Origin of the sequence: Vagococcus fluvialis (assembly GCF_003337315.1) — a bacterium.
GTDB lineage: Bacteria > Bacillota > Bacilli > Lactobacillales > Vagococcaceae > Vagococcus > Vagococcus fluvialis.
The window spans coordinates 228,155-254,894 of record NZ_QPJV01000003.1; the positions used below are offsets into that span (position 1 = coordinate 228,155).

Consider the following 26,740-nt stretch of genomic DNA (forward strand, 5'->3'; position numbering starts at 1 on the left):
ATTTGAAGGAGAATATTATGAAGAAGTATAATTATTTAATTTTTGATTTAGATAACACGTTATTAGATTTTAGTCAGTCAGAACTACACGCATTACGCGCTGTTTTTACGAAATATGGTGTTATTTTTAATGATGAGACTTTTGCAGTGTATAAAGAAATCAATCATGATTTATGGACTAAATTAGAAGAAGGTCGAGTAAAAAAAGAAACAGTTCTAAATACACGTTTCTCTAATTTTTTTGCTACTCAAGGCGTTCAAGTTGATGGTGCAGTAGCCGATAATGAATTTAGAAGTTTATTAGAAAGTAGAAATGACTTAATCCCTGATGGTACTGAATTACTAAGAAAACTAAAAGCTGCTGGTTATAAAATATTTGCTGGAACTAATGGCGTTGGTAGAACACAACGTGAACGTTTGAAAAATGCTGATATGACACAGTTTTTTGATGAATTATATATTTCTGAAGAAGTTGGATTTGAAAAACCAGATGTTAGATTTTTTGAAACTATTTTCACTAAAGAAACTATTAAAAACTTAGATGAAGTATTAATGATTGGTGACAGCTTAACTTCTGATATTAGAGGTGCTAATAGAGTTGGAATTGATTCAATTTGGTTAAATAATAATTTTGATGGTGTTATTAATGATAAACCTACCTATGAAGTGACAGAATTAAAAGAAATCATTAATTTATTTAAAATTTGATGATTAACATGTTATACTATTGACATAACATGAATAAAACAAGACGGAGTGATTTAATGAAGCAGCTTTTTATGAAACAATTAGTTTCAAGTGGAAAAGACAACTACACAATTAAAGATCGACGTGGAAAAGAACTATATACTGTAACTTTGGATGATTTGGAAGTTGGGGATTTTATTTCTATTTCAAATTGTAGAAAAGAACCAGTGTTGCTTGTCAAGCAAGATGAAGAAAATGAGTTGAAAAAGTTTGTTGTTTATTCAGATAATCAAGAGTTAATCGCTGTTGAGTTTAATGACCTAACAAAAGAGTGTACAGCTATGAGCAATGAGTTAGCAATTATTGGTGATTTATTAGAGATGACTTTTGATGTTATGTATGGTTATAGGAAAGTTGGGAAGGTTCGAAAACGTTGGGTATCATCTGAGGATACATATGAGATGACTATTTTTGAATCTGATAGAGAAAGTGAAATTATTGGGTTAGCAACAGTTTTAGGGTTTGCTCAATACTATAAAAAAATAGCTTAAGATACAAATTTATGAATTAAATAAAAATCTATCCCTAATTGATTACATTAGGGATAGATTTTTATTTAGTTATTTTTGTATAGCCATTAGCTTCAAGTAATTTTTCAGAAGCTTTTAAACTAACTCCTTTTTTGGTATCCCCTGATACATCAATGCCGGGAACGGTTTTAGCTTTATTATAATCTAATTTGTCATAATCAACAGTAATTTCTTCAATGGCTTCTTTTTCTTCGTATTTAATAGAATGATCAATACCCTCAATATCGTTATATATATCAATACCAACATACTATACATTAAAGTTTCGTATAAAAAATCCACATTAGCTAACTTATGCCACAGTGTCTTTAAAACTAGACTTGTTTAAATTGTGAGTGGTATAAATCGCTATAAAAACCATCTTTATTTTGAAGGAGTTCATGATGAGAGCCGATTTCAACAATTTGTCCTTGTTCCATAACTAAGATTTTATCGGCTTTTTGGATAGTCGATAATCTATGAGCAATAACAAAACTAGTTTTTCCATCCATCATTTTAAAGAAGGTTTCCTGGATTAATTGCTCAGTTAAAGTATCCACAGAACTAGTTGCTTCATCTAAAATAAGCATCTTAGGGTTACTAATCATTGTTCTAGCAATAGTTAGTAATTGTTTCTGTCCATCAGAAATAGTGACACCACTTTGCCCAATCATTGTCTCAAATTCATTAGGTAATGTCGTAATGAAATGATAAATAGAAGCATCTTTACAGGCTTTAATAACTTGTTCTTTTGTTGCATTAGGATTTCCAAAAGTTAAGTTATCCCAAATAGTTCCATTAAATAACCAAGTTTCTTGAAGTACCATCCCAAAGGAGCTTCTCAAATCATCTCGACGCATTTCTGTAATAGGGATATCATCAATTAAAATACAACCACTTGTCACATCGTAAAAACGCATTAAAAGATTAACTAAGGTTGATTTTCCAGCGCCTGTTTTACCAACAATAGCAATCGTTTCCCCAGGATTAACAACAAGGTTAAAATCTTCAATTAAAGGTCTTGTCACATTATAAGAAAAATCAACATGCCTAAATTCAATTTTTCCATGGATAGTAGGTAAAGCTATTCCATGAGAATCATCACTTTCTGTTTCTTCATTTAATAGTTTGAAAATTCTATCTAAGCCTGCTAAAGCTGTTTGAATTTGAGTCATCATACCAGATAATTCAATAAAGGGTTTTGAAAATTGGCTAGAATATAAAATAAAACTAGTAATAATCCCAACGGTAATGTTGCTACTTCCATTAATAACTAATAAGCCGCCGACTAATCCAATAGCTAAATAGGCTAAATGGTCTACAAAGCGTGACAAGGGATTAGTTAATGAAGAAACAAATTGTGCTTTTTGTCCTACATGTAATAATTCTTGATTAAGTGAATCAAAAGATTTTTGAGATTCTTCTTCGTATTCAAAGGCTTTAATAACTTTTAAGTGAATTACAGATTCTGATAAGAAACCTGCTATTTCTCCGAGTTGTTTTTGTTGTTTTCCAAATTGTTTTTGACTTCTAGTAGCTACAATCCAGTTAACTAAGAAAATAAAGAAAGTAGAAATCAAAACAATTACTGTCAGAAGTGGACTTAGCCAAATCATACTAAAAAGAGAAATTAAAACAATGGTGACACCAGAAAATAGCTGATTAAAAATCGCGGAACAAGCTTCAGAAACATAGTCTAAATCATTTGAAAAACGACTCATCAAATCTCCGTGAGATGTTCTGTCGTAGTAATTAATAGATAATTGGTTTAAGTGATTAAAGGCACTTTTTCTTAAATTACGAACAGAATAGTAAGCAATTTTATTTCCTAAAATTTGAATTAACCACTGAGATACTGAAGCAATTACTGTGATTAAGGATAGGAAGAAAATAATTTTGACCAGCTCAGGTAGAATAACTTTGCCTTGTCCAATCATTGTATCTACAGCTTTACCAATATAATAAGTTAAAGTAACGACTGATACACCGTTAATTATCCCTAAAAATGAAGCAAAAATAATTTCTTTTTTAAAGCTTTTCAAATAAGGAAAGAAAAGTTTTAGATTTTCTAGAGAGAAATTTCTATTCATGAGAATCCTCCTTTTCTTCCTGAGAAGCAACGATTTTTTGATACATTCTTGACGTTTTAAGTAGGTCATTATGAGGACCAAACCCAGCTTGTTCTCCGTTTTCTAAAACAAGAATATTTCTAGCGTCTTTCACAGATGAAATACGTTGAGAAATAATGATTGTTGTCATGTCTGGGTAGTTAGTTTTCAGATTTTTTCTAATAGAGAAGTCTGTTTGATAGTCAAGAGCACTTAATGAGTCATCCATAATTAAAATATCAGGTTGTTTCATAAAAGCTCTAGCAATGCTAAGACGTTGTTTTTGTCCACCAGAGAAGTTATTACCATTTGCTAATACTTTAGTTTCTAGCTTTTCTGGTAAATTATCGAAAAAATCCAGACAATCAGCCATTTTTAAAGCTTCGTAACATTCTTTATCAGTTGCATTAGGGTTCCCCATTAATAAGTTACTTTTAATTGTTCCGCTAAATAAAATACTTTTTTGAGGAACGTAAGCAATGTGTTGACGTAATTCTCCAGTTGAGTAGGTAGAAATATCTTTGCCATTAACGATTAACTCGCCACTAGTAATAGGATAAAACTTAGCAATTAGTTGCGTTAAAGTAGTCTTTCCACTACCAGTTGGTCCAGTAATGCCTAGAGTGTCACCTTTTTTTAAAGTGAAATTAATATTTTTTAAAGCAAGTCCACTTGTTTCAGTATATTTAAAAGAAACATGGTTAAAAGAAACAACTTCTGAATCAGACCAAATAGTTGGTTTAGTTTGATTATTTGTAGTGATAATAGGGTTTGTTTCAAAAATTTCTTTAACACGTTCACCAGAGGCAAAAGCTTTAGTAAAAATAACAACTAAGTTAGCTACAACAATTAATGCAAGTAACATTTGTGTCATATAATTAATTAGGGCAACGACTTCACCAGAAGACAAATGTCCTGTATTAACATTTAAACCACCAAAATAAAGAATAAAGATAATCGCTAAATTCATAATAAAGGTTGTTGTTGGTGAAAGAAGTGAAGAAATATTAGTTACATTTTGATAGGCAACAGCTAATTCATCACTAGCTTCATCAAATGTTTCAATGTCTTTTTCCTTTTTAGAAAAAGCACGGATGACTCTAACACCAGTTAAATTTTGACGAATTGTTTCGTTTAAATAATCTAATCTTTCTTGGACTCTCTTAAATAAGGGCACTGTTTTTTTCATAATTAAAAAGAGAATGAAAGAAAAAATAGGAATAATTGTAATAAAAATCAAGCCCATTTTAACATCAATATAAAAAGCCATAATAATAGAGCCAATACTTAAAAATGGAGCTCTAATGACTAATCGAATCAACATAGCTAAAGCAAGCTGTAATTGATTAATATCACTAGTTGTACGAGTGATTAAAGTGGAGGTACCAAAATGATCAATTTCTTTATGAGAAAAAGAGTTAATTTTTTGAATCATTTTTTCCCTAAGAGCGGTCCCAAAACCTTGGGAAGCAATAGAGGCGTAATATTGACAAATTAAAACACAAATAAGTCCAACAACAGACATCACTAACATGTAAATTCCCATTTTTATGGTATATGAGGCATCATTTTGTTTGATACCTTGGTCGATTAACTTAGCCATATAAAAGGGAAGTAATAATTCTAAAATAGCTTCTAAAAGCTTGAAAAAAGGGCCTAAGATTAGCTCTTTTTTATAATGTTTGGCATAACTTAGTAGAGAAAACAAACACTCACCTTCCTTAAAAATATATATTGTTATTGGTTGCTAGTTTACGCTTTTCAAGATAAAAAAACAAGAAAGCTAATGCTTAGAAAAATGAGCATTAGCTTTTTAGTGTCAATGGGGCATTAAATAATACTATAGTTATTTATTGTTACAAATATGTTTCAATTGTTTTTAAGAAATCAGCTTCGTTATTAATAATCTCACCATTTAGCTTAACTAAGCCTGCTGTATAGAGGTTAACATAAGGGAATTGTGATTCTGCTGTTTCTTTTAAGGCGTCAATTTTTTGAGTATTACTTGCGCCAAGTTGTCTAGAATCTGTAAACAAACCTAAAATAGGAATACCGGCTTGATAAGCAACACCAATTTCAGAAGCTACACCTACATCAATAATTGGACCGTCTAAAACAGCTAACATTAACTGACTATTTAAAAGAGCATCTGTGTCATATTTAGCTATCATTGTTGAGTCAGCATAGCTTTCTTTATTGTTAATATCACCTTGTTCTTGAGGGACATATACGGCTAACTCTGGATACATTTCTCTAATTTTTTTGACAAGGTAATCATTGTAAAATCGCTCCATATCAGAGAAAAGAGGACTAGCAAAATAACATTGTTTTGACATAAAAAAACTCCTTACTGTTACATGATTTGGATACCACAAAGGAAAATGTAACAATTTGTAAAGAGATTGTTACAATGATATCTGGGTATTCTTGTATAATAATAACATAATTATGAAAAAAGAGATCGGTATGAAAGTGAAAGGTGTTGTCATAGTGAAAGTAAAAGGGCTGTCCATCATGTTATTCTCTATTGTCGCTCTATCTTTTTCACCTGTTGTATCTTTAGCAACAAGTAGTAAAGAAGACAGTGTAAAAAAAGAAAGTGTTGAGATTAGTAGTAAAATTGACAAAGCGCTTGATTCAGTAAATGCAAAATATCAAGAAGTTGAAACACTAAAAGCAGAAGTTTCAGCAACAGAGAAAACAATTCAAGAAACTCAAGTAAATATTGAAAAAACAGAAGCGAGTATCGCTAAAAGAACAGAAGCTATGGCCGAGCGTATGCAACATATGCAATCAAATAGTTCTTCGTTCAATTTAGTAGATGCTTTATTATCTGCAGAAAATATGTCAGACTTTTTTAACAGAGCATATGCTGTAACAGTTCTTCAAGGAGCTGAAAAATCAAAAGTTGATTCTTTAGCAGAAGATAAAATGAAATTAGAAGAATTAAGAGCTGATTTAGAAAAAAATAAATCAGAATTAACTCAAAAAGAAGCAACTATGGCTCAAGAAGCAGCAACTTTAGAAAGTGGCGTAGCTTCATTAAAAGAAGAGTTAAATAATAACCAAGAAGTATTAGCTAAGTTATCAAATGACCGTATTGCAGAAGAATCAAGAGCTAAAAAAGCTGCTGCAGAAGAAGCAAATAGAAAAGAAGTTGAAAAGCAAATTCAAAAGAAAGCTGAAGAAGAATCAACTACTTCAAGCGAAAAAACACCAGATTCAACAGAAAATACGCAAGTAACACCAGATCCAAAACCACCAGTTACAACAGAACCAAGTACTCCAGATTACGGTGGAGGTAATAATAACGGTGGTGGTGCTACGATGAACATGGTAGCAACTGGTTACTCATATACACAACCTGGATTAAGTTTCTATACAGCTACAGGAATTGATTTAAGAGTAAACTCTCGCGTTATTGCTGTAGATCCAAATACAATTCCATTAGGATCACTTGTTGAAGTTTCAGGCTACGGCATGGCTATTGCAGAAGATACAGGTGGCGATATTGTAGGTAACAGAATTGATGTTCACTTTAATTCTGAAGAAGAATGTTGGAACTGGGGAAGAAGAAACGTTACCGTAACAATGAGATAAAAAACAAAACCTTAGTAGAAAAATCTACTAAGGTTTTTTTATGCTTTTAATCATTAATTTTGTGCTAATAGGAATAGTTAAGGCAATACTGATACCACTGAGTAATAAAGATACCCACTCAGTAACTAAAATTTTAGTATTGAAAAATTGAGCAAATGTATAATGCAAGTCACTTACCCAAACGAGTAAAGCGATTTGACTACCAACTAAGGCGAAAATTAGCGTATTAATAGTTGAAGCTAAAACATCTTTTCCAACTGTCATCCCAGATTGATAAAGTTCTTTTTCAGTTAAATCAGGTGAGTTAAAATGAACTTCACTAATAGCTGAGGTAATCGAAATAGCTATATCATTAATGGCACCGACAACACTCATGGTCATAACAGAAATACTTAATAAAACAAAAGAAAGACCAACATCCATAGAATACATATCCATCTCCATTAATTCCTCAGAAGGTAAACCTTGAAGATGCATAAATGAAATACTTAGAAAAATAAAGAACATCATAATAACTAAAACAATCAAACTACTATTAAAAGCAACTAAAGTTTTTTTCGAGTAGCCATTAATAAAGAATAAATTCATGGCAGTGATACTGACACTTGCTAGTAGCGTGACAATAATAGGTGAAAATCCCCAATTAAAAAGAATCAGCATAATAAACATAAAGGTAAGGTTGAAGAAAAGTGCAGCTAGAGCTAAACGGCCTCTTTCACCACCGATTTTTATCATTAAGAGACCTAAAATAATGAGTAATATAAGATTAACATTCATGCTCTTCCTCCTTAGTTAAAAGAGATTGCGTCACTTTTATGGAAATAGGAACAGCTAGTATAATACCAATGCTTCCAACAAGAGCGCGAGCAAATTCTAAGGATAAAACAATAGAGAATGTATAACCAAAAGACATGCCATTTCTTAAAAAGATTAAAACTAAGGGAATTGAACCACTCAAATAAGAGAAAAACATAATATTAGTCATTGGTCCCATAATATCTTCTCCAATTCTTTGGCCGGCTTTTTTTAAGTCTTCAGGAGAAATACTTTGATTGTTGTGAGCTACTTCAAGTAAAGAAGACACAATAGTCATAGAAACATCCATGACAGCTCCAACAGAACCAATGAGTAAACTACTCATAAATAAAACATGTGGTGGTCTAGTAACAAGTTCCATTTCCTCATAGTGAAGTCCTTGATGATTAAATAGAGAAATAACTATCCAACCAAGAAGAAAGGTAATACCACTTCCTATAATAGTAGAAACAGTAGTGATTTTAGTTTTTAATGTCCAGCCATTGACTAATGTTAATGTTAAAGCAATCATAATAGGCAAAGTAAACATAAACAACCAGACTAAAAGTTGACTACTTGTAAAACGATATAAAACTAAAAGGCCTGTAATTAAGCTACCATTTATAATAAAGCTTAAAAAAGTTAATAATCCGAATTTACCAGTGACTAAAATTAGTAAAATAACAAAAATCCCAATTAAAATGATTAAAAAATGATCTCGTTTTAGTTCAATAATATTACCTGATAAAGCATTGTTAGTCTCAGTAACGTGAATAAAAACATAATCATTTTCATGATACGCATGATTATTAATTTGAGAGGTTGTAAATTCATTTATTAAGGTAAAAGATTTATCTTTGTAGGTATTATTTAGAACTTGTATCTGTAGTTCTTGAGTTGTTTTAGTGTCAGTATTGCCATTTTCATCTAGTTGTTCAGCTTTATCTATTTGTTTAACACTAGCGATTTTTCCAATTGTTTGTTTATAATGTTCAAATTGGAAGGAACAAAATAAAGCAATACTGGTTAAAAAAAGACATAATACAATTGATATTAATTTGTTTTTAGGAATTGAAAAAATAAGTAACCACTCCTTTGTGACGATTAGACTAGGTTTAAGTCTAACATGATTTTTTTCTATTAGGAAATAAAAACATGATTTTCAAATGGTATAATGGAATTAAGAAAATACTTTTGTTGGAGGTGTGTTAGTGATGCAATTGAAAAAGAGAGAACTTCAAATGACTATTCAAAAAACAGCTTTAGAGATGTTTTATAAAGAAGGCTACCTTAAAACAAAAATGAGTGATATTGCTAAGGAAATGGACATGTCTGTTGGAAATATCTATACTTATTTCAAAAATAAAGAGGAATTATTTTATACAGTAGTACCAGAGGAAACAATTTTTTATTTTGAAGAAGTTATTTTAACGACTATAAAAACATATAATGATGTGTTAGTGAATCAAAAAGAGTCTGAGGAATTTTTTGAGTTGATTGAAAAACAAATGGCCTTGATTACTGGTAATTACCGGGAAGTGGTTATTATGCTAGATAAAAATGAAGGAACTATTTATGAAGGCATGAAAGAGCGGCTAATTACTGAGATGACAGAAGACCGTGTTCTTAAAGGTAAAACATATACAAGATTTCAAAAAATGAGTGATCAAGATTTACGTCTGTTTTATAAGATTATTGGACATGGTTTTTTAGATATGATTCTGATGGCTTTAAAAGAAGAGAATCTATCTGATGAAGAGAAGTATCAATTATGTATGTCACTGATTACTTACCAACTAAAAAAAAGTGAAACAAGTTAATAGCTTGTTTCACTTTTATTTTTTTATTAAAGAAAACTTCCTAAAAAATAGAGAATCGGATAAAAGACCATCATCATAGACATGCTTTTTAAAACAAGTGGGAAGGTCGTTTTTTTATCTTGTAAAGTTACATATTTTTTAAGTGATTTAGTAATGATAGGTAGAGTTAGATATAAAATTAAAACAGAGATTGGTGCCAAGTGATTAATCACTAATAGGGCTAACCAAAGATAGTTAAAAGCTGTTAAAGCAAGTAATAAATAGACAGCTCTTTTTTTACCTAAATAATAAACAAGTGTTTTACGATTATTTTTAATATCTTCTTCTAAATCACAGGTATTATTAGCTAAAAGATTATTAAACATACTAATGACTAGCGGCAAACTAATCGCAATGATTGATAAAAGTGATGATTTATTAGCACCACTAGTTTCGAAGGTCATTAAGTAAAAAGAAATAAAAGTAATGAAAAAACCTGATGCAATAGCAGTTATTGTTTCAGCTATTGGCAGTGAGTTTAGCGGGTATTTTCCATAAGAATAAAATAGTCCAATGTAGAAACCAATAAAACCAAGAATACCAACCATTAAATTAGTCTGGCTAACAAGGTAAGCACCTAAAATAAAAGAAATAATCATAGAACTGTAAAAGTATTTTTTGACAGTGCCAATGGCTAAGTTGTCGCGTCCAATAATATTGGTAACTTCTTTATAATTTCTATCCTCAGCATTTTGGTAGTCCATCCAATTATTGAAAATATTAACAGCAATATGAAAACTAATAATAATGGCAATAAAAATAGTTAGATTTATTGATAGAGCTGTAGTTGTTAAATAATTAGCAGAAGAGATTCCCAGTAAAATGATGAATAGATTAAGGGGAGCAGTGTAGATTTCTGATAATTCCCAGAACTGCTTAAATGTTAATTTAGTGTTTGTCATAATTGTCCTCCTTTATGAAACTTTTTCTATCGTACAAAAAACAAAGGGATATCTCAAGTAATTGGTTTGTGAATTTTAAGAAGGTTGACCATTTTTACAAAGCATGAGATACTGCTTGGTGAGAACAATTAAATAGTTTTACCATCACAAGGGGAGCTTTAGCTGAGAATGAGTAGTCTAACTATCTCTAAACCCTAGAACCTGATATTGATAATGCAAGCGTAGGAATCGTGATGGAGTAAATAAACATTACTCCGCTTTGGTTGTGTGGTCGGTAGACTAAAACAAACAAGGGGGAGTTTTATTATGAATTCATCAGGAATAAAAGTGTGGTTAGAAGGGGCAATAGCAGCTTCCTTTTCAATGGCTTTATCATTAATTCCATTAGATGTAGGAATTGGTTTTTCTATTTCAATTGGGATGATTCCAGTAGTTATTTATTCTTTTAGAAGAGGTTTTTTACCAGGGCTTGCAAGTGGTTTTATCTGGGGATTACTACATATTCTATTAGGAAAAGCTTATATTTTAACAGTCTCACAAGGTTTAATTGAATATTTATTAGCTTTTGCATGTGCTGGTTTTGCTGGCCTTTATGCAGGGAAAATTCAAACACTTGTAAAAAATGGAGAAACACCTTGGATGCAACTTCTTTTTGGTGTGCTTCTTGGAACGGGAATTAGATATATTTGGCACTTTATCGCAGGTGTTATTTTCTGGGGACAGTTTGCAGCGTGGGGACTTAGTCCAGTGATGTATTCTTTAGTTATTAATGGAACTAACGCTTTATTAACTGCAGCAGCAACTTTTATTGTAACGTTGTTATTAGTTAAAAAAAGTCCAGGATTAGTATTGCCGAAATAAAATGAAAGCAGAGCCTTAAGAGATGAGGCTCTGCTTTTTGATTGGTTCTAAATAATATTTAACTCTTTTAATTTTTTTATTTGTTCATTTGTACTTAAATTACCATCTAAAACATAATCAGCAGTAGAAGAAATCAGTCTGTGAAAATTTAAAATCCTTTTATATCAAGGATGTCAGAGATTCTGACAACTGATTTTCCTTGATTAAAGACTCACTGTCTTGTTAAACTATAGAAGTTAATTCTTAATGGAGATACAAGAGAGGTGAGTGTCTATGAATATTGGAAAAGAGATAAAAGTAAGAAGAACAGAATTGAATCTAACTCAAGAAGATTTAGCTAAAAAATTAAATGTTTCTAGAACAGCAATTTCTAATTGGGAACAACAAAGAAATTATCCTGATATTGAGTTACTTGTTACTATTTCTGATGAATTAGATATCTCTCTTGATAAACTATTGAGAGGTGATTCAAAAATGGTAAAAGAACTGAGTTTGGATTATAAGAAAAAGAAAAGATATAAGATTTTAATTCCTATCTTTATCTTCATTATTATTATTTTAAGTGGCTATATTTATGCCATATCAAATACTGAGAGATATTATAGGTATAATCCATTTGCAAAATTAAATACAGGATATGCAGTGTTACCAAAAGAAGTGACGTATAATAATGGCAATGAGTATGATCCTGAATTATTTGATAAAGTTCCTCAATTTCCTGATCCGTATACAAATATTGAAGTGATTGATGAAGATAATTTGGATAAAACATTACTTACATTTTCTGGTGGACAGTCACCTAAGGGCAAAAACTTTGGTAAGTTAACCTATAAAGATAAGTATGTTTATCAATTAGAATTTATTTCTTGGAGAGAGATTCCAACAGAAATTCAGAAAGAGTTACAAAAAAATAACTAAACAAATCAATCAATTTGTTAGATAACGAAAAGTTTGAAAATATAGCATCACCTTTCGATAAAGGTGAAGAATTAATAAATATTAGTTGGAAATTAATTGATAAAGTTGAGGTAATCAAGTGGATAATTCTTTTGTTTTTTTATATCTTTCTTTTCCTATTTTATTTATGCTTCATGAACTTGAAGAGATTGCTTATATGAATGAATGGCTTCAAAAGAAGTTACAGCTAGAAAGGGTACCACAATTTTTAAGAAAAATGAATGTACCATCAAGTAGACAATTTACCCTAATGGCTCTTGAAGAATATTTATTAATTATTCTTATAGCAGGAATTTGCTATTATTTTTCTTATCATGAATTTTATGTTTCTGTAATTATTGCTTATAATATTCATATCTTAGTTCATTTAGGGCAAGCTATTTATTTGAATAGTTATGTGCCGGGATTAGTACTAGGGTTATTTTCTTTCTTGGTACTTTTACGAATTTTATTAAACTATATCCCAATCTTGAACTATCATTTACTATTTATTCTTATACCTCTTAGTTTGGTACTTTTATGTTTAAATTTACTATTTATTCATAAATTAATTAAATAAAAATAAGAATTCATAAAAGAAGTATGTCTCTTTTAGAATTCTTGTTTTTTATTTGTATGAACTTTTCTGATTTGAGAAATAGTACCATAGCCCGGCGATTACGACAATTGGAAAGGCAAGTTTAATGAGTGAAAAAGCAACGCCTGTTAAAAATTGAAGTAAGTTAATACCAATAATGGCTAAGATAATAATTCCTACGATTTCTAGTGGGGTAAATTTTCGATTCACTTCTTATCTTCTCCTTTTGTTGTTGTTAAAGATATCTTAACATGAGAAGAATAGCTTATCGTCAACCTTAAGTCCGATTTTTTTCTAGGATTTTAAGCAAGACAACAGCGACAGCGCTAGTTGCGATTCCAGCTACAAGTGCTTCAGGAACACCGTTTATAAAAATCACTGATAAAATAGCTTTATAAAGTCCGCTACCAGCAGGAATATCTTTAATAGAACCATAAGCATCCTGGAATAAGAAATAGATCATATTCATTACTAAAATAGTGTTAACTAAGGAACCAGCAATTCCAGCTGTAAAAAGTCCAATATTTTGATTTAGATTCTTTTTATTAAAATACTGATAGACATAAAAAGGAACAACACCAGTTAAAACGCGAGGGACAATCGCAATTAAAATCGCCCATAAACTACCATCATTTGTTCCATAAACTGGAATAAAGGGAGAAAAGGCAAAAGATAAAACAGAAGGTGTGATTGTATTAATTGTCATACTTAAAAGTCCAAATGCTAAGCCTAAAAAAGCTCCAATTCTAGGACCTAAACAAACAGCACCAATAATAACTGGCACATGAACTAAGGTTGCTTTAATAAATCCTAAGTTAATAAAGCCAAGTGGCGTAAAAGAAAATAAAATAATAATTGATAAAAAAATAGCTGTCAGTGTTAATTGTTTCGTTTTCAAAATTTAATACTCCTTATTTTCAACATTTAAAGTTTTGCAAATGGTATCTACAATAACATCTACATCAGCTAAAGCACCTTTACCATAATCCCCACAAGCAAGTAAGCTTGTTTTAGGTTCAATTAATTGATAACCATAGCTATCTAATTTCTCTAAATTAGCAACCATTGCAGGGTTTTGGTACATGTAAGTGTTCATAGCGGGTGCAATTAGTTTTGGGATATCATGAACAGCAAGGGCAGTTGTTGATAACATGTCATCAGCAATGCCATTTGCTATTTTCCCAATTATATTAGCAGAAGCAGGAGCCACAATAAACAAATCAGCTCGCTTAACTAAATCAATGTGATTGATTTCCATTGGATTTTGCTCAACCATTACATCAGTGTGAACACGTGATTTAGATAAAACTTGTAGTGTTAACTCAGGAATTATTTTAGTACTATTTGTAGTCATAATAACTTCAACATTGATATTTCTTTTCTTTAGTTGGCTAATAATGTCAGCTGCTTTATAAGCAGATATACTAGCCGAAACTCCAAGTAAAACTGTTGGCATCATTTTAACCTTCTTTCTTCAGTAATCATTAAGTCTACTAAACCTTGTGCGATTTCTTTTTTTGTATTAAATCGAACCTTAACACCTGTACTTGATACAAGTAAACCTAAGTGAGCATTTTCAGTAATAGTCGTTAAATCATTAGCTAAAATATAACTTGCTTGATTTTTCTTGATACTTTCTTGTGCTACTGAAATAAGTTCAGCCTCAGGTACATCTACTAATAATTTAAAACCAATTAAGTTAGTCGTAGGTTGCCATTTTTTGATACTTGAAATGACTTTAGGTGCTTTTTTCATCACTAAAATTAATTTCTCATTTTTAGAACTGATTTTCTTTTGAGCAGGCGCTGATGAGGTTTCAAGTAAACTATTTTTTATGATTGCTTCTAATTCCTCACTAGTTTCTGGTTTTAAGTCACTAATTTTATTAGCTAACTCTTTTGCTAGTAGCTCCTCGTTAGTAGCAGACCCTAACTCATAATCACTAACAGCCATACTGTGAATAACATAATCAAAGTTAATTGTTGTTAGTAGATCTTTCATCGTTGCCTCAAGCTCTTTAACAGAGTGAATTGGGTGAAAAACTATTTTTTCTTTACTAGGTAAAACAGCTTTTGGACCGTAAACATAATGGATGCGAACATTTTCTTGTTGTAAGCAAGTAGCAATTTCTCTACCTAGTGAACCTGTTGCATGGTTAGTTAAGTGACGAACATCATCTATTTTTTCGGAGGTGCCTCCAGCAGTAATTAATATATTCATTCAAATAAACTCCTTGTTAATAGTTACTAACGAATGTCTTCAATAATTTTATGACTAGGTTCACGGGCTTCATTGATAATTCTATGAACTAATGAATCTAGTGAAGTAGGATAGACTTTGTTAGCTGTTGATTTTATTAGAGGTAAGTTAGTTCCTAATTTAATTGCCATGCCTTGAGCATAACGTAGTGGGTATTTTTTAGAGACAACTAAACCACTTCTAATAATAATGATTGGATTTCTTTTTGCTAAAAGTTCTTTTTCGGCTTCTTTTTTAGCTTCAACGTAGCCACAAGGACCACCCTTTGCTGACATAAAAATATAAGGCATATTTTTTATATGAGCTTCTGAGCTGATTAAATGATTGGCTCTAACAATCATTTTTTCATAAGTTAAGCCCTTTCTTTTATTCTCAAAAAGAATCCCTATAAGATTAACACAGACAACCGAGGAATCAAGGAGTTTTTTCCAAGAATCATCTCTAAAGACATCCATTTTTAGCCAAGTCATTTGATGATGACTCATCCAAGGTTGTTTGTCTTTTGGTTCCCCGTGTTTAGAAATACTAATAACAGTCATATTTTGTTTAATTGCTTCTTTGCAAAGGGCTCTTCCAACAAATCCGCTGCCACCAAAAACTACTAAAGTTTGTGTCATTTTGATAAGCTCCTTCTTTTTTTAGATCTTAGGTTTATTTTAACATAAATTCAAAAACTCACGTGTGAAAATCACTTTACTACTCATGAAGATAACTTTTATTTCGACTCAAAAATTGATAGAATATAGCAAGTAGCTATTTAGAAAAGAGGAAATATAAATGAGATTATTATTTTGTGGAGATGTGGTAGGTTCTTTAGGTAGAGAGACGATTACAACTTACTTACCTAAACTTAAAAAGAAGTACCGCCCCCAAGTAACAATTGTTAACGGTGAGAACTCGGCAGCAGGTCGTGGAATTACTGAGAAAATATATAAAAAATTATTACAAGACGGAGCAGATGTAGTGACTTTAGGAAATCACGCTTGGGATAACCATCAGATTTTTGAATTTATAGACGATGCTAAAAAAATGGTTAGACCAGCAAACTTCCCTGAAAGTACAACACCAGGAGTTGGTCTTGTTTATGTCAAAGTTAATCAAGAAGAGTTAGCAGTTATTAATCTTCAAGCAAGAAGTTTTATGACAGCAATTGATGATCCCTTTGAAGTGATTGATAAATTATTAGCAGAAGTTAAAACAAGAACTAAACATATTTTTGTTGATTTTCACGGTGAAACAACGAGTGAAAAATTAGCTATGGCTTGGTATTTAGATGGCCGAGTGTCAGCAATTGTTGGTACCCACACTCACGTTCAAACAAATGATGCCCGTATTTTACCTCAAGGAACAGGTTATTTAACAGATGTTGGCATGACTGGACCTTATAACGGTATTTTAGGCATGCAGAGAAAAGCGGTTATTGAAAAATTTAGAACCGCTTTACCTCATCGTTTTGAAGTAGTTGAAGAAGGCGATACTGTCCTTTCTTATTGTGTCATTGATATCAATGATACAACAGGAAAAACAACAAAAATTGAAGCTAATATGATTAACCCTGACCGTCCCTTTAAAGATTAGTGGAGGAAGATAAATGGAGCAGCGAGATTTTCAATACGAAGACCAGATTAAAAAACTTTTAGATGAATTAGTCACGAAAATTGGCGAAGTTGAAGCCATTGAGGACTATAAAAAAATTGCACAAAAAGTAGATAAACATCAAGGGTTAAAAGATTTAGCAGAAGAAATTAAACGTCATCAAAAAGATGCTGTTCAATTTGCTCATTACGAAAAGTTTGAAGCTGAAAAAGAAGCTATCAGGTTAGCAAATGAGAAGCAACAAGCTTTTGATGAACATCCTTTAGTAGTTGAATACAGAGAGAAATTAATCGAAGCCAATGATTTATTACAACACGTCACAAGTTTATTAGAACAACAAGTCAATGAAGGATTAGAAAAAGGACTAGAAAAGTAAGAAAAGAGGAGTGATAAAATGCCTCAAAAAACAAAACACACCCCAATGATGGAGCAATATTTCAGTATTAAAAAAGATTATCCAGATGCTTTTTTATTTTATCGTCTAGGGGACTTTTATGAGATGTTTTATGAAGATGCTATTGAAGTATCTCAATTATTAGAATTAACATTAACAGCTAGAAATAAAAATGCAGATGACCCAATTCCAATGTGTGGAATTCCCCATCATGCAGCTCAGGGTTACATTGATACCTTAATTGATAAAGGATATAAAGTAGCCGTTTGTGAGCAAGTTGAAGACCCGAGAACGACAAAAGGTATGGTGAAACGTGAAGTTGTCCAATTAGTCACACCGGGAACTCGCCTTGCCAATAGTGAAGGAGCTTCAAGAGAAAATAACTACTTAACTGGAATTATCTATTTAGAAGATAAAAAGCAATACAGTTTTTCTTATGCTGATTTAAGCACAGGTGAAATTAAAGTAGCGATTTTAAGAAGTATTGATAGTGTGATTAATGAATGTGAAAGCTTAGGCACAAAAGAAATTGTTTTTGGTTCAGAGATTAATCAAGAATTAATCAATAGGTTAGAGCATCACAACATTTTGATTTCTCGTCATATTAAAGAACTTTCTGAATTAAGCGTAAGTAATGAGTTAACAGAAGAACTAGAGTCTAGTGATTTAATTAAAGGTGCTAATGTTCTAATTTCTTATTTAAACATTACCCAAAAAAGAAGTTTAGATCATTTACAAAAAGCGATGAGTTATCAACCAGAACATTTTTTAAAAATGGATTACTATTCTAAATACAATTTAGAAATTGCTCAATCAATTCGTACGAAAGACAGAAAAGGAACTCTTTTGTGGTTACTTGATGAAACCAATACGGCTATGGGAGCAAGGTTATTAAAACAGTGGTTAGACAGACCCTTAGTCGAAAAGGAAATTATTGAAGAACGCCAAGATAGAGTAGAAAGTTTACTAAATGCTTTCTTTGAGCGTATGGATTTAAAAGAGCGTTTGAAAAAAGTCTATGATCTTGAAAGATTAGCTGGGCGAGTTGCTTTTGGTTCAGTTAATGGACGTGATTTAATTCAATTAAAAACATCTCTTAACCAAGTACCAGGAATACGAGAAGTGATTGAAGGGATTAATCAAGGTCAGTGGGATACGCTACTAGAAGATTTAGTACCAGCATACTCTTTAGTTGGTTTAATTGAAGAAGCAATTAATGAAGAAGCTCCTTTATCAATTACAGAAGGTAATGTGATTAAAGATGGCTATAATGAGCAATTAGATAAATACCGTGATGCGATGAAAAATGGTAAGCAATGGATTGCTGAATTAGAATCTAAAGAACGTGAAGCAACAGGCATTAAAACGTTGAAAATTAAATTTAATCGTGTGTTTGGCTACTTTATTGAAATTACAAAAAGTAATATTGCTGCCCTTCCAGAAGGTCGTTATGAACGTAAGCAAACATTGGCCAATGCAGAGCGCTATATTACGCCAGAATTAAAAGAAATTGAAACCTTGATTTTAGAATCAGAAGAAAAATCTCAAGATTTAGAATATCAATTGTTTTTAGAAATTCGCGAGGAAGTAAAAAAAGAAATCGACTTTTTACAAAAGTTAGCTAAATCAATTGCCAGCTTAGATGTTCTTAAAAGTTTCGCTGACATTAGTGAGTCTTATCATTACGTTAGACCAGAACTTGTTAATGATAAAGAAAATCTAGAGTTAATTGAAGGACGTCACCCAGTTGTTGAAAAAGTATTAGGCTCTCAAGAATATGTGCCAAACTCAGTTATCATGGATCAAGAAACATCTATTTTACTAATAACTGGACCTAATATGTCTGGTAAGAGTACTTATATGAGGCAACTTGCTTTGACAGTAATTATGGCTCAAATTGGTTGTTTTGTTCCTTGTGAGAAAGCTGTTATGCCAATTTTCGATCAAATCTTTACACGTATTGGTGCCTCAGATGATTTGATTTCAGGTCAAAGTACTTTTATGGTTGAAATGATGGAAGCTAATCAAGCCTTAACTTATGCCACATCAAAAAGTTTAATTTTATTTGACGAAATTGGTCGTGGTACAGCAACTTATGATGGGATGGCTTTAGCTCAAGGAATTATTGAGTATATTCATGAGAAAGTAAAAGCTAAAACATTATTCTCAACTCACTATCATGAAATCACAGTGTTAGAAGAAGTTTTATCAGGTCTAAAAAATATTCATGTCGGTGCTGTTGAAGAGGACGGTGAATTAGTTTTCCTTCATAAAATGATGGAAGGCTCAGCTGATAAGAGTTACGGAATTCATGTCGCTAAATTAGCTGGTTTACCAGATGAATTATTAGATAGATCCTCAGATATATTAGCTCATCTAGAGTCAGAAACACCAGAAATGACCTTACAAACAACTGATTCAGTACCTAAAGTAGAGGTTGTTGAAGCTGTAGTTGAGGAAACTGAGCAACTGTCTTTATTCGCACAAGAAGATAATCCAGTTCTTAAAGAATTAAAAGAATTGAATTTATTAGAGATGACACCTATGGCAGCATTAAATTGCTTATTCCAATTACAAAAAAAACTCTGAGAAGGAGGAAGATGTAAATGGGGAAAATAGAAGAATTATCATTAACACTAGCCAACCAAATTGCAGCAGGAGAAGTAGTAGAAAGACCTGCTTCAGTTGTGAAAGAGTTAGTAGAAAATGCTATTGATGCAGGAAGCACACGGATTGAAATCAACCTAGAAGAATCTGGTTTGAAAAAAATTCAAGTCATTGATAATGGTGAAGGAATTGCACCAGAAGACGTGCTAAATGCTTTTAAACGTCATGCGACTAGTAAAATTCATAGCCGTGATGATTTGTTTAGAATTAGAACTTTAGGGTTTAGAGGTGAGGCTTTACCAAGTATTGCCTCAGTTTCTGAAATCACCTTAGAAACATCTACTGGAAATGGAGAAGGTAGTTATCTTTTCTTATCTGGTGGGCATGTGAAAGAAAACAAATCTCATAGTTTACGAAAAGGAACGAGTATTACTGTTGAAAATTTATTTTTCAATACACCTGCTCGTTTGAAGTATGTTAAAACATTACAAACTGAGCTAGCTAATGTTGGAGATATTGTTAATAGACTTGCTATGAGTCATCCTGATATTGCTTTTAGATTAACTCACGACGGCAATCAAATGTTAACAACAACAGGTAGCGGTGATTTAAAACAAACTATTGCAGGAATTTACGGCGTTGCTAATGCTAAAAAAATGTTAGCTGTTACAAGAGAAGATTTAGACTTTAAATTAAGCGGGTTTATTTCTCTACCAGAAGTCACACGAGCAAGTCGCAACTATATGTCTTTAATTATTAATGGTCGCTTTATTAAAAACTTTATTTTAAATAAAGCGATTATTGAAGGTTATGGCTCTAAATTAATGGTGGGACGTTTTCCACTTGTAGTGTTACAAATTGAGATGGACCCTTTATTAGTTGATGTGAACGTCCATCCAACTAAACAGGAAGTCAGGTTAAGTAAGGAAAAGGAATTAGTTGTTTTAATTTCAGAAGCCATCAAAGAAACCTTAAGTGACCGTAACTTAATACCTAATGTGGGAGATAGTGCAACGTTCCATAAAAAGATAGTTAATGAAGAAAAAGTAGAACAACTTGGTTTTAACTTCGGTACTAGAAAAGAAATCTCTACTGAATACCATCCAAAAGTTAAAGAAAGTAATTTGATTTATGATAAACAAACAGGTGATTTCTTTGTTAAAAAAGAAGAACCAACAAGTTTTACAATTGAAAGAGAAATAGCTCAAAAGCCAGAAACTTATAATGAAGTGATACCAGAGGAAACACCAAGGGTTGAAGTTTTAGAAGAGGTTCATGAAAATCTAGAAGAAGAGTCCAAACAAGATTTTCATTTTCCTGATTTAGATTACTTTGGTCAAATGCATGGAACATATCTATTTGCTCAAAATCAAGATGGTTTATTTATTATTGACCAACATGCAGCCCAAGAAAGAATCAAGTACGAATACTTTAGAAAAAAAATTGGTGAAGTTTCTAATGATTTACAAGAATTATTAGTTCCAATTGTTTTAGAGTTTTCAAGAGATGATATGCTTCGAATTACTGAAAATAAAGAGGTTCTTGAAGAAGTAGGTATTTACTTAGAGGAGTTTGGGCATACAAGTTTAATTGTTCGAGCTCACCCAACATGGTACATTCCAGGACAAGAAGAAAGTATTATTCGAGAGATGATTGATATTTTCTTAGAAACAGGGAAAGCTAATGTGGCTAAATTTAGAGAAGATACAGCGATTATGATGAGTTGTAAAAGGTCGATAAAAGCTAATCACTACCTAGATGAGCGCCAGGCAAGAGCTCTTTTAGAAGATTTGAAACATTGCGAAAATCCATTTAACTGTCCTCATGGTCGTCCAGTTTTAATTCGTTTTACGAATAATGACATGGAAAAAATGTTTAAACGAATTCAAGATCCGCATTAAGAAGGAGATTTAATATGGGAGTTATACTAGCTTCAAGTTCGCCTAGACGAAAAGAATTATTGAAAAAAATTATTCCTTCTTTTAGTATTATTCCTGCTGACATTGATGAAAGTGTTAAGGAACGAGAAACACCAAGAGCTTATGTAGCAAGAATGGCAGAAGAAAAAACCTTAACAATAGCTGAAAAATTTCCAGAAGATATTGTAATAGGTTGTGATACAACAGTTGTCTTAGGTAACAGTATTATGGGAAAACCGCAAAATGACACGGAAGCTCGCTTCATGCTTAAACGATTAAGTGGTCTAACCCATGAAGTCTTAACCAGTGTTTACATTAAAACACCTAAGAAAATTTATCGTCAAACAGAAGTTGTTCAGGTAAAGTTTTATAAATTAGATGACTCAGACATTGAAAACTATATAAAAACAGGAGAACATAGGGACAAAGCAGGTGCTTATGGTATTCAAGGACAAGGTGCTTTATTTGTTAAAGAAATCAGGGGTGACTATTATTCCATCGTTGGTTTTCCAATCGGTTTTGTCAATCAAGCAATGAAAGATATTTTTAAGGAGGAAGATTGATTTGAAAAAAAATGAAGAAGAATTAAGAGAAACGTTGACACCTCTTCAATATGCAGTAACTCAGGAAAATGGAACTGAGCGTCCTTTCTCAAGTGAATTTGACCAGTTCTCTGAAGAAGGTATTTATGTAGATATTGTCAGTGGAGAAGCATTGTTTTCTTCTCTAGATAAATACGATGCAGGCTGTGGTTGGCCTTCATTTACAAAACCAATCGCAACTCTACAAGAATTAGAAGACAATAGCTTAGCACGTACACGTACAGAGGTTAGAAGCGCTAAAGGCGATTCTCATTTAGGTCATGTCTTTCCAGATGGACCTGTTGAAAGTGGTGGTTTACGTTATTGTATTAATGGTGCTGCGCTTAAATTTATACCTGTGAAAGAATTAGCTGAAAAAGGCTATGAAGCGTACTTACCACTTTTTGAAGATTAGACTTAGGCAAACTCTTTAATCTGTGTTACAATTTTAGGGAACACACGTACGTGAAAGGTGGAAAAAAGAAGTGTATGAATATATTAAAGGAATTGTAACGTTTGTTAGCCCTTATTACATGGTTGTAGAAACAAATCAAATTGGCTATCAAGTAGCTGTTGCTAATCCTTTTAAGTACTCTGCTTACTTAGAAAAAGAAGTTAAAGTTTATTTGCATCAAGTCATTCGTGAAGATGCTCATGTGTTATACGGATTTTCTAACTTAGAAGAGAAACAATTATTTTTAAAAATTATTAGCGTTTCGGGTATTGGACCTAAAAGTGGTATGGCTATTATGGCATTAGATGACCATGCTGGACTTGTAACAGCTATTGAATCTGAGGATGCTAAGTATTTAACAAAATTCCCAGGAGTTGGAAAGAAAACAGCTCAACAAATGATTCTTGATTTAAAAGGAAAACTAGGAGAGCTAGATATTTCAGGTACTCCAAAAGGAACTGTAGCTAAACAAGATGATTTATTCTCTACAGTTGATGATTCATCCTTACAAGAAGCAATTGAAGCATTGAAAGCACTTGGTTATTCAGAAAGAGAAATCAAGCGTATTAAGAAAGAACTTGAAGTCATGACAGGTAAAGCAACCGATGAAATCTTACGTCATGGTCTGAAATTATTAATGAAAAAGTAAGGAGGAGACTGAATGAATGAGGAAGAAAACAGATTATTATCTGGTGAGATGTCTTTTGATGAAGAGTATATAGAAAAATCTCTCAGACCTCAGTATTTGTCTCAGTACATTGGTCAAGATAAGGTGAAACGCGAGCTTGAAATCTACATTAAAGCAGCTAAACACCGAGAAGAATCTCTAGACCATTGTCTTCTTTACGGACCACCTGGTTTGGGTAAAACAACGATGGCTATGGTGATTGCTAACGAGATGGGTGTTAATATTAAAACAACAAGTGGTCCTGCCATTGAAAAGCCGGGAGATTTAGTGGCTATTTTAAATGAGTTGGAACCAGGTGATGTTTTATTTATTGATGAGATTCACCGTCTTCCCCGAGTAGCAGAAGAATTACTCTACTCAGCTATGGAAGATTTTTATGTGGATATCATTGTTGGGCAAGGACCAAATGCACATCCCGTTCGTTTTCCGCTACCTCCTTTTACTTTAGTTGGAGCAACAACAAGAGCTGGGATGTTATCAGCGCCTTTAAGAGATCGTTTTGGTATTATTTGTCACATGGAATACTATGAAGAAACTGACTTAAAAGAAATAGTATTGCGTTCAGCTGATATTTTTCAAACAGAAATTATGGAGTCAGGAGCTTTTGAAATTGCCAGACGTTCTAGAGGAACTCCTCGTATCGCTAATAGGCTATTAAAGAGAGTGCGAGATTTTGCCCAAGTTGAAGGTGACGGTTTTATTGATTCTAATGTAGCTGATGAGGCTTTACTTATGCTTCAAGTCGATCATAAAGGACTTGATTATGTGGATCAAAAAATCTTGAAAACGATGATTGAACTTTATAATGGTGGTCCAGTAGGCTTAACAACGATTGCTGTAAATATCAGTGAAGAAACTGAAACAGTGGAAGATATGTACGAACCTTATTTAATTCAAAAAGGGTTTATCAAACGAACTCAAAGAGGTAGAGTTGTCACAGATTTTGCCTATGAACATTTGGGATATGAAAGAAATTAAAAATTGAGTACCTAGTAAATCATTTTGGTTGAGCTAGGACTCTTTTTCTTTTTCCTCAAAGATGTTAGAATACAACAGGAAGACTCAGAAAGGAACTGGTGACATGACACTACAAACGTCAGATTTTGATTTTTATCTACCAGAAGAATTAATAGCTCAAACGCCTTTAAAGGACAGAGCTTCATCAAAATTATTAATTCTAGATAAAGAAACAGGGGACATTAAAGATAAACATTTTGAAGATATTATTGATGAGTTAAATGAAGGTGACGCTCTAGTTATGAATAATACAAGAGTGCTACCGGCCAGACTTCACGGTGAAAAACCTGATACAGGAGGCCACTTAGAAGTTCTTCTATTAAATAATACAGAAGGGGATACATGGGAAACTTTAATCAAACCAGCTAAAAGAGCAAAAGTTGGAACGAATATTTCTTTTGGAGATGGTCGCTTAACAGCTGTTGTTAAGGAAGAGTTAGAACATGGTGGTCGAATCATTGAATTTTCTTATGAAGGAATTTTTATTGAAAATTTAGAAGCCTTAGGTGAGATGCCACTGCCTCCTTATATCAAAGAAAAACTAGATGACCAAGAACGTTATCAAACAGTTTATGCGAAAGAAAATGGTTCAGCAGCTGCACCAACAGCCGGTTTACATTTTACAAAAGAGTTATTAGAAAAAATTGAGGCTAAAGGTGTTAAATTAGTTTATTTAACGTTACATGTTGGCTTAGGAACTTTCAGGCCTGTAAGTGTGGAGGATTTAGAAAGCCATCATATGCACAGTGAATTTTATTCATTATCTGAAGAGTCAGCAGCTAGTTTGAGAGAAATAAAAGCTCAAGGTGGACGTATTGTAGCAGTAGGAACAACATCTATCAGAACACTTGAAACAATTGGAACTAAATTTAATGGCGAGATTCAAGCAGATAGTGGTTGGACAGATATCTTTATTAAACCAGGTTATGAATTTAAATTAGTGGATGCTTTTTCAACTAATTTCCATTTACCAATGTCCACTTTAGTTATGTTAGTAAGTGCTTTTGCCGGAAGAGAAGAAGTTTTACATGCGTATAACCATGCTGTTAAAGAAGAATACCGCTTCTTTAGCTTTGGGGACGCGATGTTTGTTAAATAAAAGAAAGTAGGAAGATAAATAATGAGCGAACCAGCAATTAAATATCGTCTAATAAAAAAAGAGAAACATACAGGTGCTAGATTAGGTGAGATTATTACACCTCATGGAACGTTTCCAACACCAATGTTCATGCCAGTAGGAACACTTGCAACAGTTAAAACGATGGCTCCAGAAGAATTAAAAGAAATGGGAGCAGGCATTATTTTAAGTAATACCTACCATCTATGGTTACGACCTGGTGAAGATATTGTTGAAGAAGCAGGTGGACTGCATAAATTTATGAACTGGGACCAAGGGATTTTAACAGATTCAGGTGGTTTCCAAGTTTGGTCATTAAGTGATATGCGTCGTATTGAAGAAGAAGGAGTTCATTTTAGAAATCATTTAAATGGTTCAAAAATGTTTTTATCTCCTGAAAAAGCGATTCAAATTCAAAACAAATTAGGTCCAGATATTATGATGAGTTTTGATGAGTGTCCTCCATTTGAGCAAAGTCATGATTACGTGAAAAAATCAATTGAAAGAACATCTCGTTGGGCAGAGCGTGGTTTAGAAGCCCATGCTAACAAAGACCGTCAAGGATTATTTGGAATTATCCAAGGGGCAGGCTATAAAGATTTACGTGAACAAAGTGCTCGTGATTTAGTGAGTCTTGATTTCCCAGGTTATTCAATCGGTGGTTTATCAGTTGGTGAAACAAAACAAGAAATGAATAAAGTTTTAGAATACACAACTCCACTTATTCCAGAAAACAAACCTCGTTATTTAATGGGTGTAGGAACTGCAGATTCATTAATCGATGGTGTTATTCGCGGAGTGGATATGTTTGACTGTGTGTTACCAACACGAATTGCTCGTAACGGAACTTGTATGACAAGCCAAGGTCGTTTAGTTGTTAAAAATGCTAAATATGCAAGAGACTATCGTCCAATTGATGAAAAATGTAATTGTTATACATGTCGTAACTATTCTCGTGCTTATATTCGTCATTTAATTAAATGTGATGAGACTTTTGGGATTCGCTTAACATCTCATCATAATTTACATTTCTTATTAAATGTGATGAAACAAGTCCGCCAAGCGATTATGGATGATAATTTATTAGAATTTAGACAAGCCTTCTTTGAAGAATACGGATTTAATGAAGAAAATGCGAAAAATTTCTAAAAAAATAAGAATTAACTAGTGTAATGTTATAAAATTTGATACAGT

Annotated in this window: 29 protein-coding genes and 1 riboswitch; of the genes, 17 read left to right on the forward strand and 12 right to left on the reverse strand. The window is 32.3% G+C overall.

The window, feature by feature from the left end:
* Window positions 1-17: 17 nt before the first annotated feature.
* Both DFR54_RS04815 and DFR54_RS04820 read left to right on the forward strand, forming a co-directional pair.
* Window positions 18-707 (forward strand): YjjG family noncanonical pyrimidine nucleotidase, encoded by a 690-nt coding sequence (locus tag DFR54_RS04815; RefSeq protein ID WP_114289148.1) that lies wholly within the window; start codon window positions 18-20, stop codon window positions 705-707.
* 56 nt (window positions 708-763) lie between these two features.
* Window positions 764-1,237, forward strand: a complete 474-nt coding sequence (locus DFR54_RS04820; protein WP_086341049.1) for an LURP-one-related family protein — start codon at window positions 764-766, stop codon at window positions 1,235-1,237.
* A 61-nt stretch (window positions 1,238-1,298) separates the two neighbouring features.
* On the opposite strand, the gene DFR54_RS13525 is transcribed toward DFR54_RS04820, so the two are convergent.
* The 4 genes from DFR54_RS13525 to DFR54_RS04840 form a co-directional block, all read right to left on the reverse strand.
* The gene (locus DFR54_RS13525; protein WP_114289190.1) at window positions 1,299-1,517 is read right to left on the reverse strand and encodes a DUF1307 domain-containing protein; all 219 of its coding nucleotides are present in this window, start codon (window positions 1,515-1,517) and stop codon (window positions 1,299-1,301) included.
* 73 nt (window positions 1,518-1,590) lie between these two features.
* A complete protein-coding gene (locus DFR54_RS04830; RefSeq protein WP_114289149.1) occupies window positions 1,591-3,345 on the reverse strand; it encodes an ABC transporter ATP-binding protein in 1,755 nt (584 codons plus the stop codon).
* Window positions 3,338-5,071, reverse strand: coding sequence for an ABC transporter ATP-binding protein (locus tag DFR54_RS04835; RefSeq protein WP_114289150.1), 1,734 nt, complete (start codon window positions 5,069-5,071; stop codon window positions 3,338-3,340). Before DFR54_RS04835 ends, DFR54_RS04830 begins: the two co-directional genes overlap by 8 nt.
* A gap of 148 nt (window positions 5,072-5,219) precedes the next feature.
* On the reverse strand, window positions 5,220-5,699 hold the full coding sequence (locus tag DFR54_RS04840) for a nucleoside 2-deoxyribosyltransferase (RefSeq protein WP_086341053.1): 480 nt from the start codon (window positions 5,697-5,699) through the stop codon (window positions 5,220-5,222).
* Window positions 5,700-5,853: 154 nt separating this feature from the next.
* Here DFR54_RS04840 and DFR54_RS13460 point away from each other — a divergent pair, with 154 nt between their 5' ends.
* A complete protein-coding gene (locus tag DFR54_RS13460) occupies window positions 5,854-6,963 on the forward strand; it encodes a 3D domain-containing protein (protein WP_170126920.1) in 1,110 nt (369 codons plus the stop codon).
* Between the two features lie 27 nt (window positions 6,964-6,990).
* Here the strand turns inward: DFR54_RS13460 and DFR54_RS04850 are convergent, their stop codons facing one another.
* Complete coding sequence (locus tag DFR54_RS04850) at window positions 6,991-7,740, reverse strand: YibE/F family protein (protein WP_114289152.1); 750 nt, start codon at window positions 7,738-7,740, stop codon at window positions 6,991-6,993.
* Window positions 7,730-8,899 (reverse strand): YibE/F family protein, encoded by a 1,170-nt coding sequence (locus DFR54_RS13500; RefSeq protein WP_114289153.1) that lies wholly within the window; start codon window positions 8,897-8,899, stop codon window positions 7,730-7,732. The genes DFR54_RS04850 and DFR54_RS13500 overlap by 11 nt, the downstream gene beginning before the upstream one ends.
* A gap of 73 nt (window positions 8,900-8,972) precedes the next feature.
* Between DFR54_RS13500 and DFR54_RS04860 the strand changes: the two genes are divergently transcribed.
* Entirely contained in the window at window positions 8,973-9,578 is a 606-nt protein-coding gene (locus tag DFR54_RS04860; protein ID WP_242542844.1) for a TetR/AcrR family transcriptional regulator, read from the forward strand.
* A gap of 26 nt (window positions 9,579-9,604) precedes the next feature.
* Here DFR54_RS04860 and DFR54_RS04865 read toward each other — a convergent pair whose 3' ends face one another.
* Window positions 9,605-10,519: a prenyltransferase gene (locus DFR54_RS04865; protein WP_114289155.1), complete on the reverse strand. Its 915-nt coding sequence runs from the start codon at window positions 10,517-10,519 to the stop codon at window positions 9,605-9,607.
* A 139-nt stretch (window positions 10,520-10,658) separates the two neighbouring features.
* A riboswitch (TPP riboswitch) is annotated at window positions 10,659-10,765 on the forward strand.
* A gap of 60 nt (window positions 10,766-10,825) precedes the next feature.
* Here DFR54_RS04865 and thiT point away from each other — a divergent pair.
* The 3 genes from thiT (at window position 10,826) to DFR54_RS04880 (ending at window position 12,896) form a co-directional block, all read left to right on the forward strand.
* Window positions 10,826-11,380 (forward strand): energy-coupled thiamine transporter ThiT, encoded by a 555-nt coding sequence (gene thiT / locus DFR54_RS04870; protein WP_114289156.1) that lies wholly within the window; start codon window positions 10,826-10,828, stop codon window positions 11,378-11,380.
* Between the two features lie 273 nt (window positions 11,381-11,653).
* Window positions 11,654-12,298, forward strand: a complete 645-nt coding sequence (locus DFR54_RS04875; RefSeq protein WP_114289157.1) for a helix-turn-helix domain-containing protein — start codon at window positions 11,654-11,656, stop codon at window positions 12,296-12,298.
* A 118-nt stretch (window positions 12,299-12,416) separates the two neighbouring features.
* Window positions 12,417-12,896 carry an HXXEE domain-containing protein gene (locus tag DFR54_RS04880; protein WP_114289158.1) on the forward strand — a complete coding sequence of 160 codons (480 nt, stop codon included), beginning with the start codon at window positions 12,417-12,419 and terminating at the stop codon, window positions 12,894-12,896.
* 48 nt (window positions 12,897-12,944) lie between these two features.
* On the opposite strand, the gene DFR54_RS04885 is transcribed toward DFR54_RS04880, so the two are convergent.
* From DFR54_RS04885 to DFR54_RS04905, 5 genes are all read right to left on the reverse strand, one after another.
* Window positions 12,945-13,124, reverse strand: a complete 180-nt coding sequence (locus DFR54_RS04885) for a hypothetical protein (RefSeq protein ID WP_114289159.1) — start codon at window positions 13,122-13,124, stop codon at window positions 12,945-12,947.
* 67 nt (window positions 13,125-13,191) lie between these two features.
* A complete protein-coding gene (locus tag DFR54_RS04890) occupies window positions 13,192-13,815 on the reverse strand; it encodes an ECF transporter S component (RefSeq protein ID WP_114289160.1) in 624 nt (207 codons plus the stop codon).
* The gene (locus DFR54_RS04895; protein ID WP_114289161.1) at window positions 13,816-14,370 is read right to left on the reverse strand and encodes a flavoprotein; all 555 of its coding nucleotides are present in this window, start codon (window positions 14,368-14,370) and stop codon (window positions 13,816-13,818) included. It lies immediately after the preceding gene.
* Window positions 14,370-15,134 (reverse strand): phosphopantothenoylcysteine decarboxylase domain-containing protein, encoded by a 765-nt coding sequence (locus DFR54_RS04900; protein ID WP_114289162.1) that lies wholly within the window; start codon window positions 15,132-15,134, stop codon window positions 14,370-14,372. The genes DFR54_RS04895 and DFR54_RS04900 overlap by 1 nt, the downstream gene beginning before the upstream one ends.
* A 26-nt stretch (window positions 15,135-15,160) precedes the next feature.
* Window positions 15,161-15,790: an NAD-dependent epimerase/dehydratase family protein gene (locus tag DFR54_RS04905; protein WP_114289163.1), complete on the reverse strand. Its 630-nt coding sequence runs from the start codon at window positions 15,788-15,790 to the stop codon at window positions 15,161-15,163.
* Between the two features lie 160 nt (window positions 15,791-15,950).
* On the opposite strand from DFR54_RS04905, the gene DFR54_RS04910 reads away from it, so the two are divergent.
* From DFR54_RS04910 to tgt, 10 genes are all read left to right on the forward strand, one after another.
* Window positions 15,951-16,751: a TIGR00282 family metallophosphoesterase gene (locus DFR54_RS04910; protein ID WP_114289164.1), complete on the forward strand. Its 801-nt coding sequence runs from the start codon at window positions 15,951-15,953 to the stop codon at window positions 16,749-16,751.
* 13 nt (window positions 16,752-16,764) lie between these two features.
* Entirely contained in the window at window positions 16,765-17,145 is a 381-nt protein-coding gene (locus tag DFR54_RS04915) for a YlbF family regulator (protein ID WP_114289165.1), read from the forward strand.
* An 18-nt stretch (window positions 17,146-17,163) separates the two neighbouring features.
* Complete coding sequence (mutS, locus tag DFR54_RS04920; RefSeq protein ID WP_114289166.1) at window positions 17,164-19,752, forward strand: DNA mismatch repair protein MutS; 2,589 nt, start codon at window positions 17,164-17,166, stop codon at window positions 19,750-19,752.
* A gap of 17 nt (window positions 19,753-19,769) precedes the next feature.
* A complete protein-coding gene (gene mutL, locus DFR54_RS04925) occupies window positions 19,770-21,671 on the forward strand; it encodes a DNA mismatch repair endonuclease MutL (protein WP_114289167.1) in 1,902 nt (633 codons plus the stop codon).
* A 14-nt stretch (window positions 21,672-21,685) separates the two neighbouring features.
* The gene (locus DFR54_RS04930) at window positions 21,686-22,252 is read left to right on the forward strand and encodes a Maf family protein (protein ID WP_114289168.1); all 567 of its coding nucleotides are present in this window, start codon (window positions 21,686-21,688) and stop codon (window positions 22,250-22,252) included.
* 1 nt (window position 22,253) lies between these two features.
* Window positions 22,254-22,685, forward strand: coding sequence for a peptide-methionine (R)-S-oxide reductase MsrB (msrB, locus tag DFR54_RS04935; protein ID WP_114289169.1), 432 nt, complete (start codon window positions 22,254-22,256; stop codon window positions 22,683-22,685).
* A 70-nt stretch (window positions 22,686-22,755) separates the two neighbouring features.
* On the forward strand, window positions 22,756-23,373 hold the full coding sequence (ruvA, locus tag DFR54_RS04940) for a Holliday junction branch migration protein RuvA (RefSeq protein ID WP_086341073.1): 618 nt from the start codon (window positions 22,756-22,758) through the stop codon (window positions 23,371-23,373).
* Between the two features lie 12 nt (window positions 23,374-23,385).
* A complete protein-coding gene (gene ruvB, locus DFR54_RS04945) occupies window positions 23,386-24,390 on the forward strand; it encodes a Holliday junction branch migration DNA helicase RuvB (RefSeq protein WP_114289170.1) in 1,005 nt (334 codons plus the stop codon).
* A gap of 103 nt (window positions 24,391-24,493) precedes the next feature.
* The gene (gene queA / locus DFR54_RS04950; RefSeq protein ID WP_114289171.1) at window positions 24,494-25,528 is read left to right on the forward strand and encodes a tRNA preQ1(34) S-adenosylmethionine ribosyltransferase-isomerase QueA; all 1,035 of its coding nucleotides are present in this window, start codon (window positions 24,494-24,496) and stop codon (window positions 25,526-25,528) included.
* A 21-nt stretch (window positions 25,529-25,549) separates the two neighbouring features.
* A complete protein-coding gene (tgt, locus tag DFR54_RS04955; protein WP_086341076.1) occupies window positions 25,550-26,695 on the forward strand; it encodes a tRNA guanosine(34) transglycosylase Tgt in 1,146 nt (381 codons plus the stop codon).
* The last annotated feature ends 45 nt before the right edge of the window (window positions 26,696-26,740 follow it).

Excerpts from the sequence above, each read along its gene's own strand:
- DFR54_RS04815 (WP_114289148.1), top strand. The coding sequence starts at position 18 with ATGAAGAAGTATAATTATTTAATTTTTGATTTAGATAACACGTTATTA.
- DFR54_RS04820 (WP_086341049.1), top strand. The coding sequence starts at position 764 with ATGAAGCAGCTTTTTATGAAACAATTAGTTTCAAGTGGAAAAGACAAC.
- DFR54_RS04830 (WP_114289149.1), bottom strand. The coding sequence starts at position 3,345 with ATGAATAGAAATTTCTCTCTAGAAAATCTAAAACTTTTCTTTCCTTAT.
- DFR54_RS04840 (WP_086341053.1), bottom strand. The coding sequence starts at position 5,699 with ATGTCAAAACAATGTTATTTTGCTAGTCCTCTTTTCTCTGATATGGAG.
- DFR54_RS04850 (WP_114289152.1), bottom strand. The coding sequence starts at position 7,740 with ATGAATGTTAATCTTATATTACTCATTATTTTAGGTCTCTTAATGATA.
- DFR54_RS04860 (WP_242542844.1), top strand. The coding sequence starts at position 8,973 with ATGCAATTGAAAAAGAGAGAACTTCAAATGACTATTCAAAAAACAGCT.
- DFR54_RS04865 (WP_114289155.1), bottom strand. The coding sequence starts at position 10,519 with ATGACAAACACTAAATTAACATTTAAGCAGTTCTGGGAATTATCAGAA.
- thiT (WP_114289156.1), top strand. The coding sequence starts at position 10,826 with ATGAATTCATCAGGAATAAAAGTGTGGTTAGAAGGGGCAATAGCAGCT.
- DFR54_RS04875 (WP_114289157.1), top strand. The coding sequence starts at position 11,654 with ATGAATATTGGAAAAGAGATAAAAGTAAGAAGAACAGAATTGAATCTA.
- DFR54_RS04895 (WP_114289161.1), bottom strand. The coding sequence starts at position 14,370 with ATGCCAACAGTTTTACTTGGAGTTTCGGCTAGTATATCTGCTTATAAA.
- DFR54_RS04900 (WP_114289162.1), bottom strand. The coding sequence starts at position 15,134 with ATGAATATATTAATTACTGCTGGAGGCACCTCCGAAAAAATAGATGAT.
- DFR54_RS04905 (WP_114289163.1), bottom strand. The coding sequence starts at position 15,790 with ATGACACAAACTTTAGTAGTTTTTGGTGGCAGCGGATTTGTTGGAAGA.
- DFR54_RS04910 (WP_114289164.1), top strand. The coding sequence starts at position 15,951 with ATGAGATTATTATTTTGTGGAGATGTGGTAGGTTCTTTAGGTAGAGAG.
- DFR54_RS04915 (WP_114289165.1), top strand. The coding sequence starts at position 16,765 with ATGGAGCAGCGAGATTTTCAATACGAAGACCAGATTAAAAAACTTTTA.
- mutS (WP_114289166.1), top strand. The coding sequence starts at position 17,164 with ATGCCTCAAAAAACAAAACACACCCCAATGATGGAGCAATATTTCAGT.
- mutL (WP_114289167.1), top strand. The coding sequence starts at position 19,770 with ATGGGGAAAATAGAAGAATTATCATTAACACTAGCCAACCAAATTGCA.
- DFR54_RS04930 (WP_114289168.1), top strand. The coding sequence starts at position 21,686 with ATGGGAGTTATACTAGCTTCAAGTTCGCCTAGACGAAAAGAATTATTG.
- ruvB (WP_114289170.1), top strand. The coding sequence starts at position 23,386 with ATGAATGAGGAAGAAAACAGATTATTATCTGGTGAGATGTCTTTTGAT.
- queA (WP_114289171.1), top strand. The coding sequence starts at position 24,494 with ATGACACTACAAACGTCAGATTTTGATTTTTATCTACCAGAAGAATTA.
- tgt (WP_086341076.1), top strand. The coding sequence starts at position 25,550 with ATGAGCGAACCAGCAATTAAATATCGTCTAATAAAAAAAGAGAAACAT.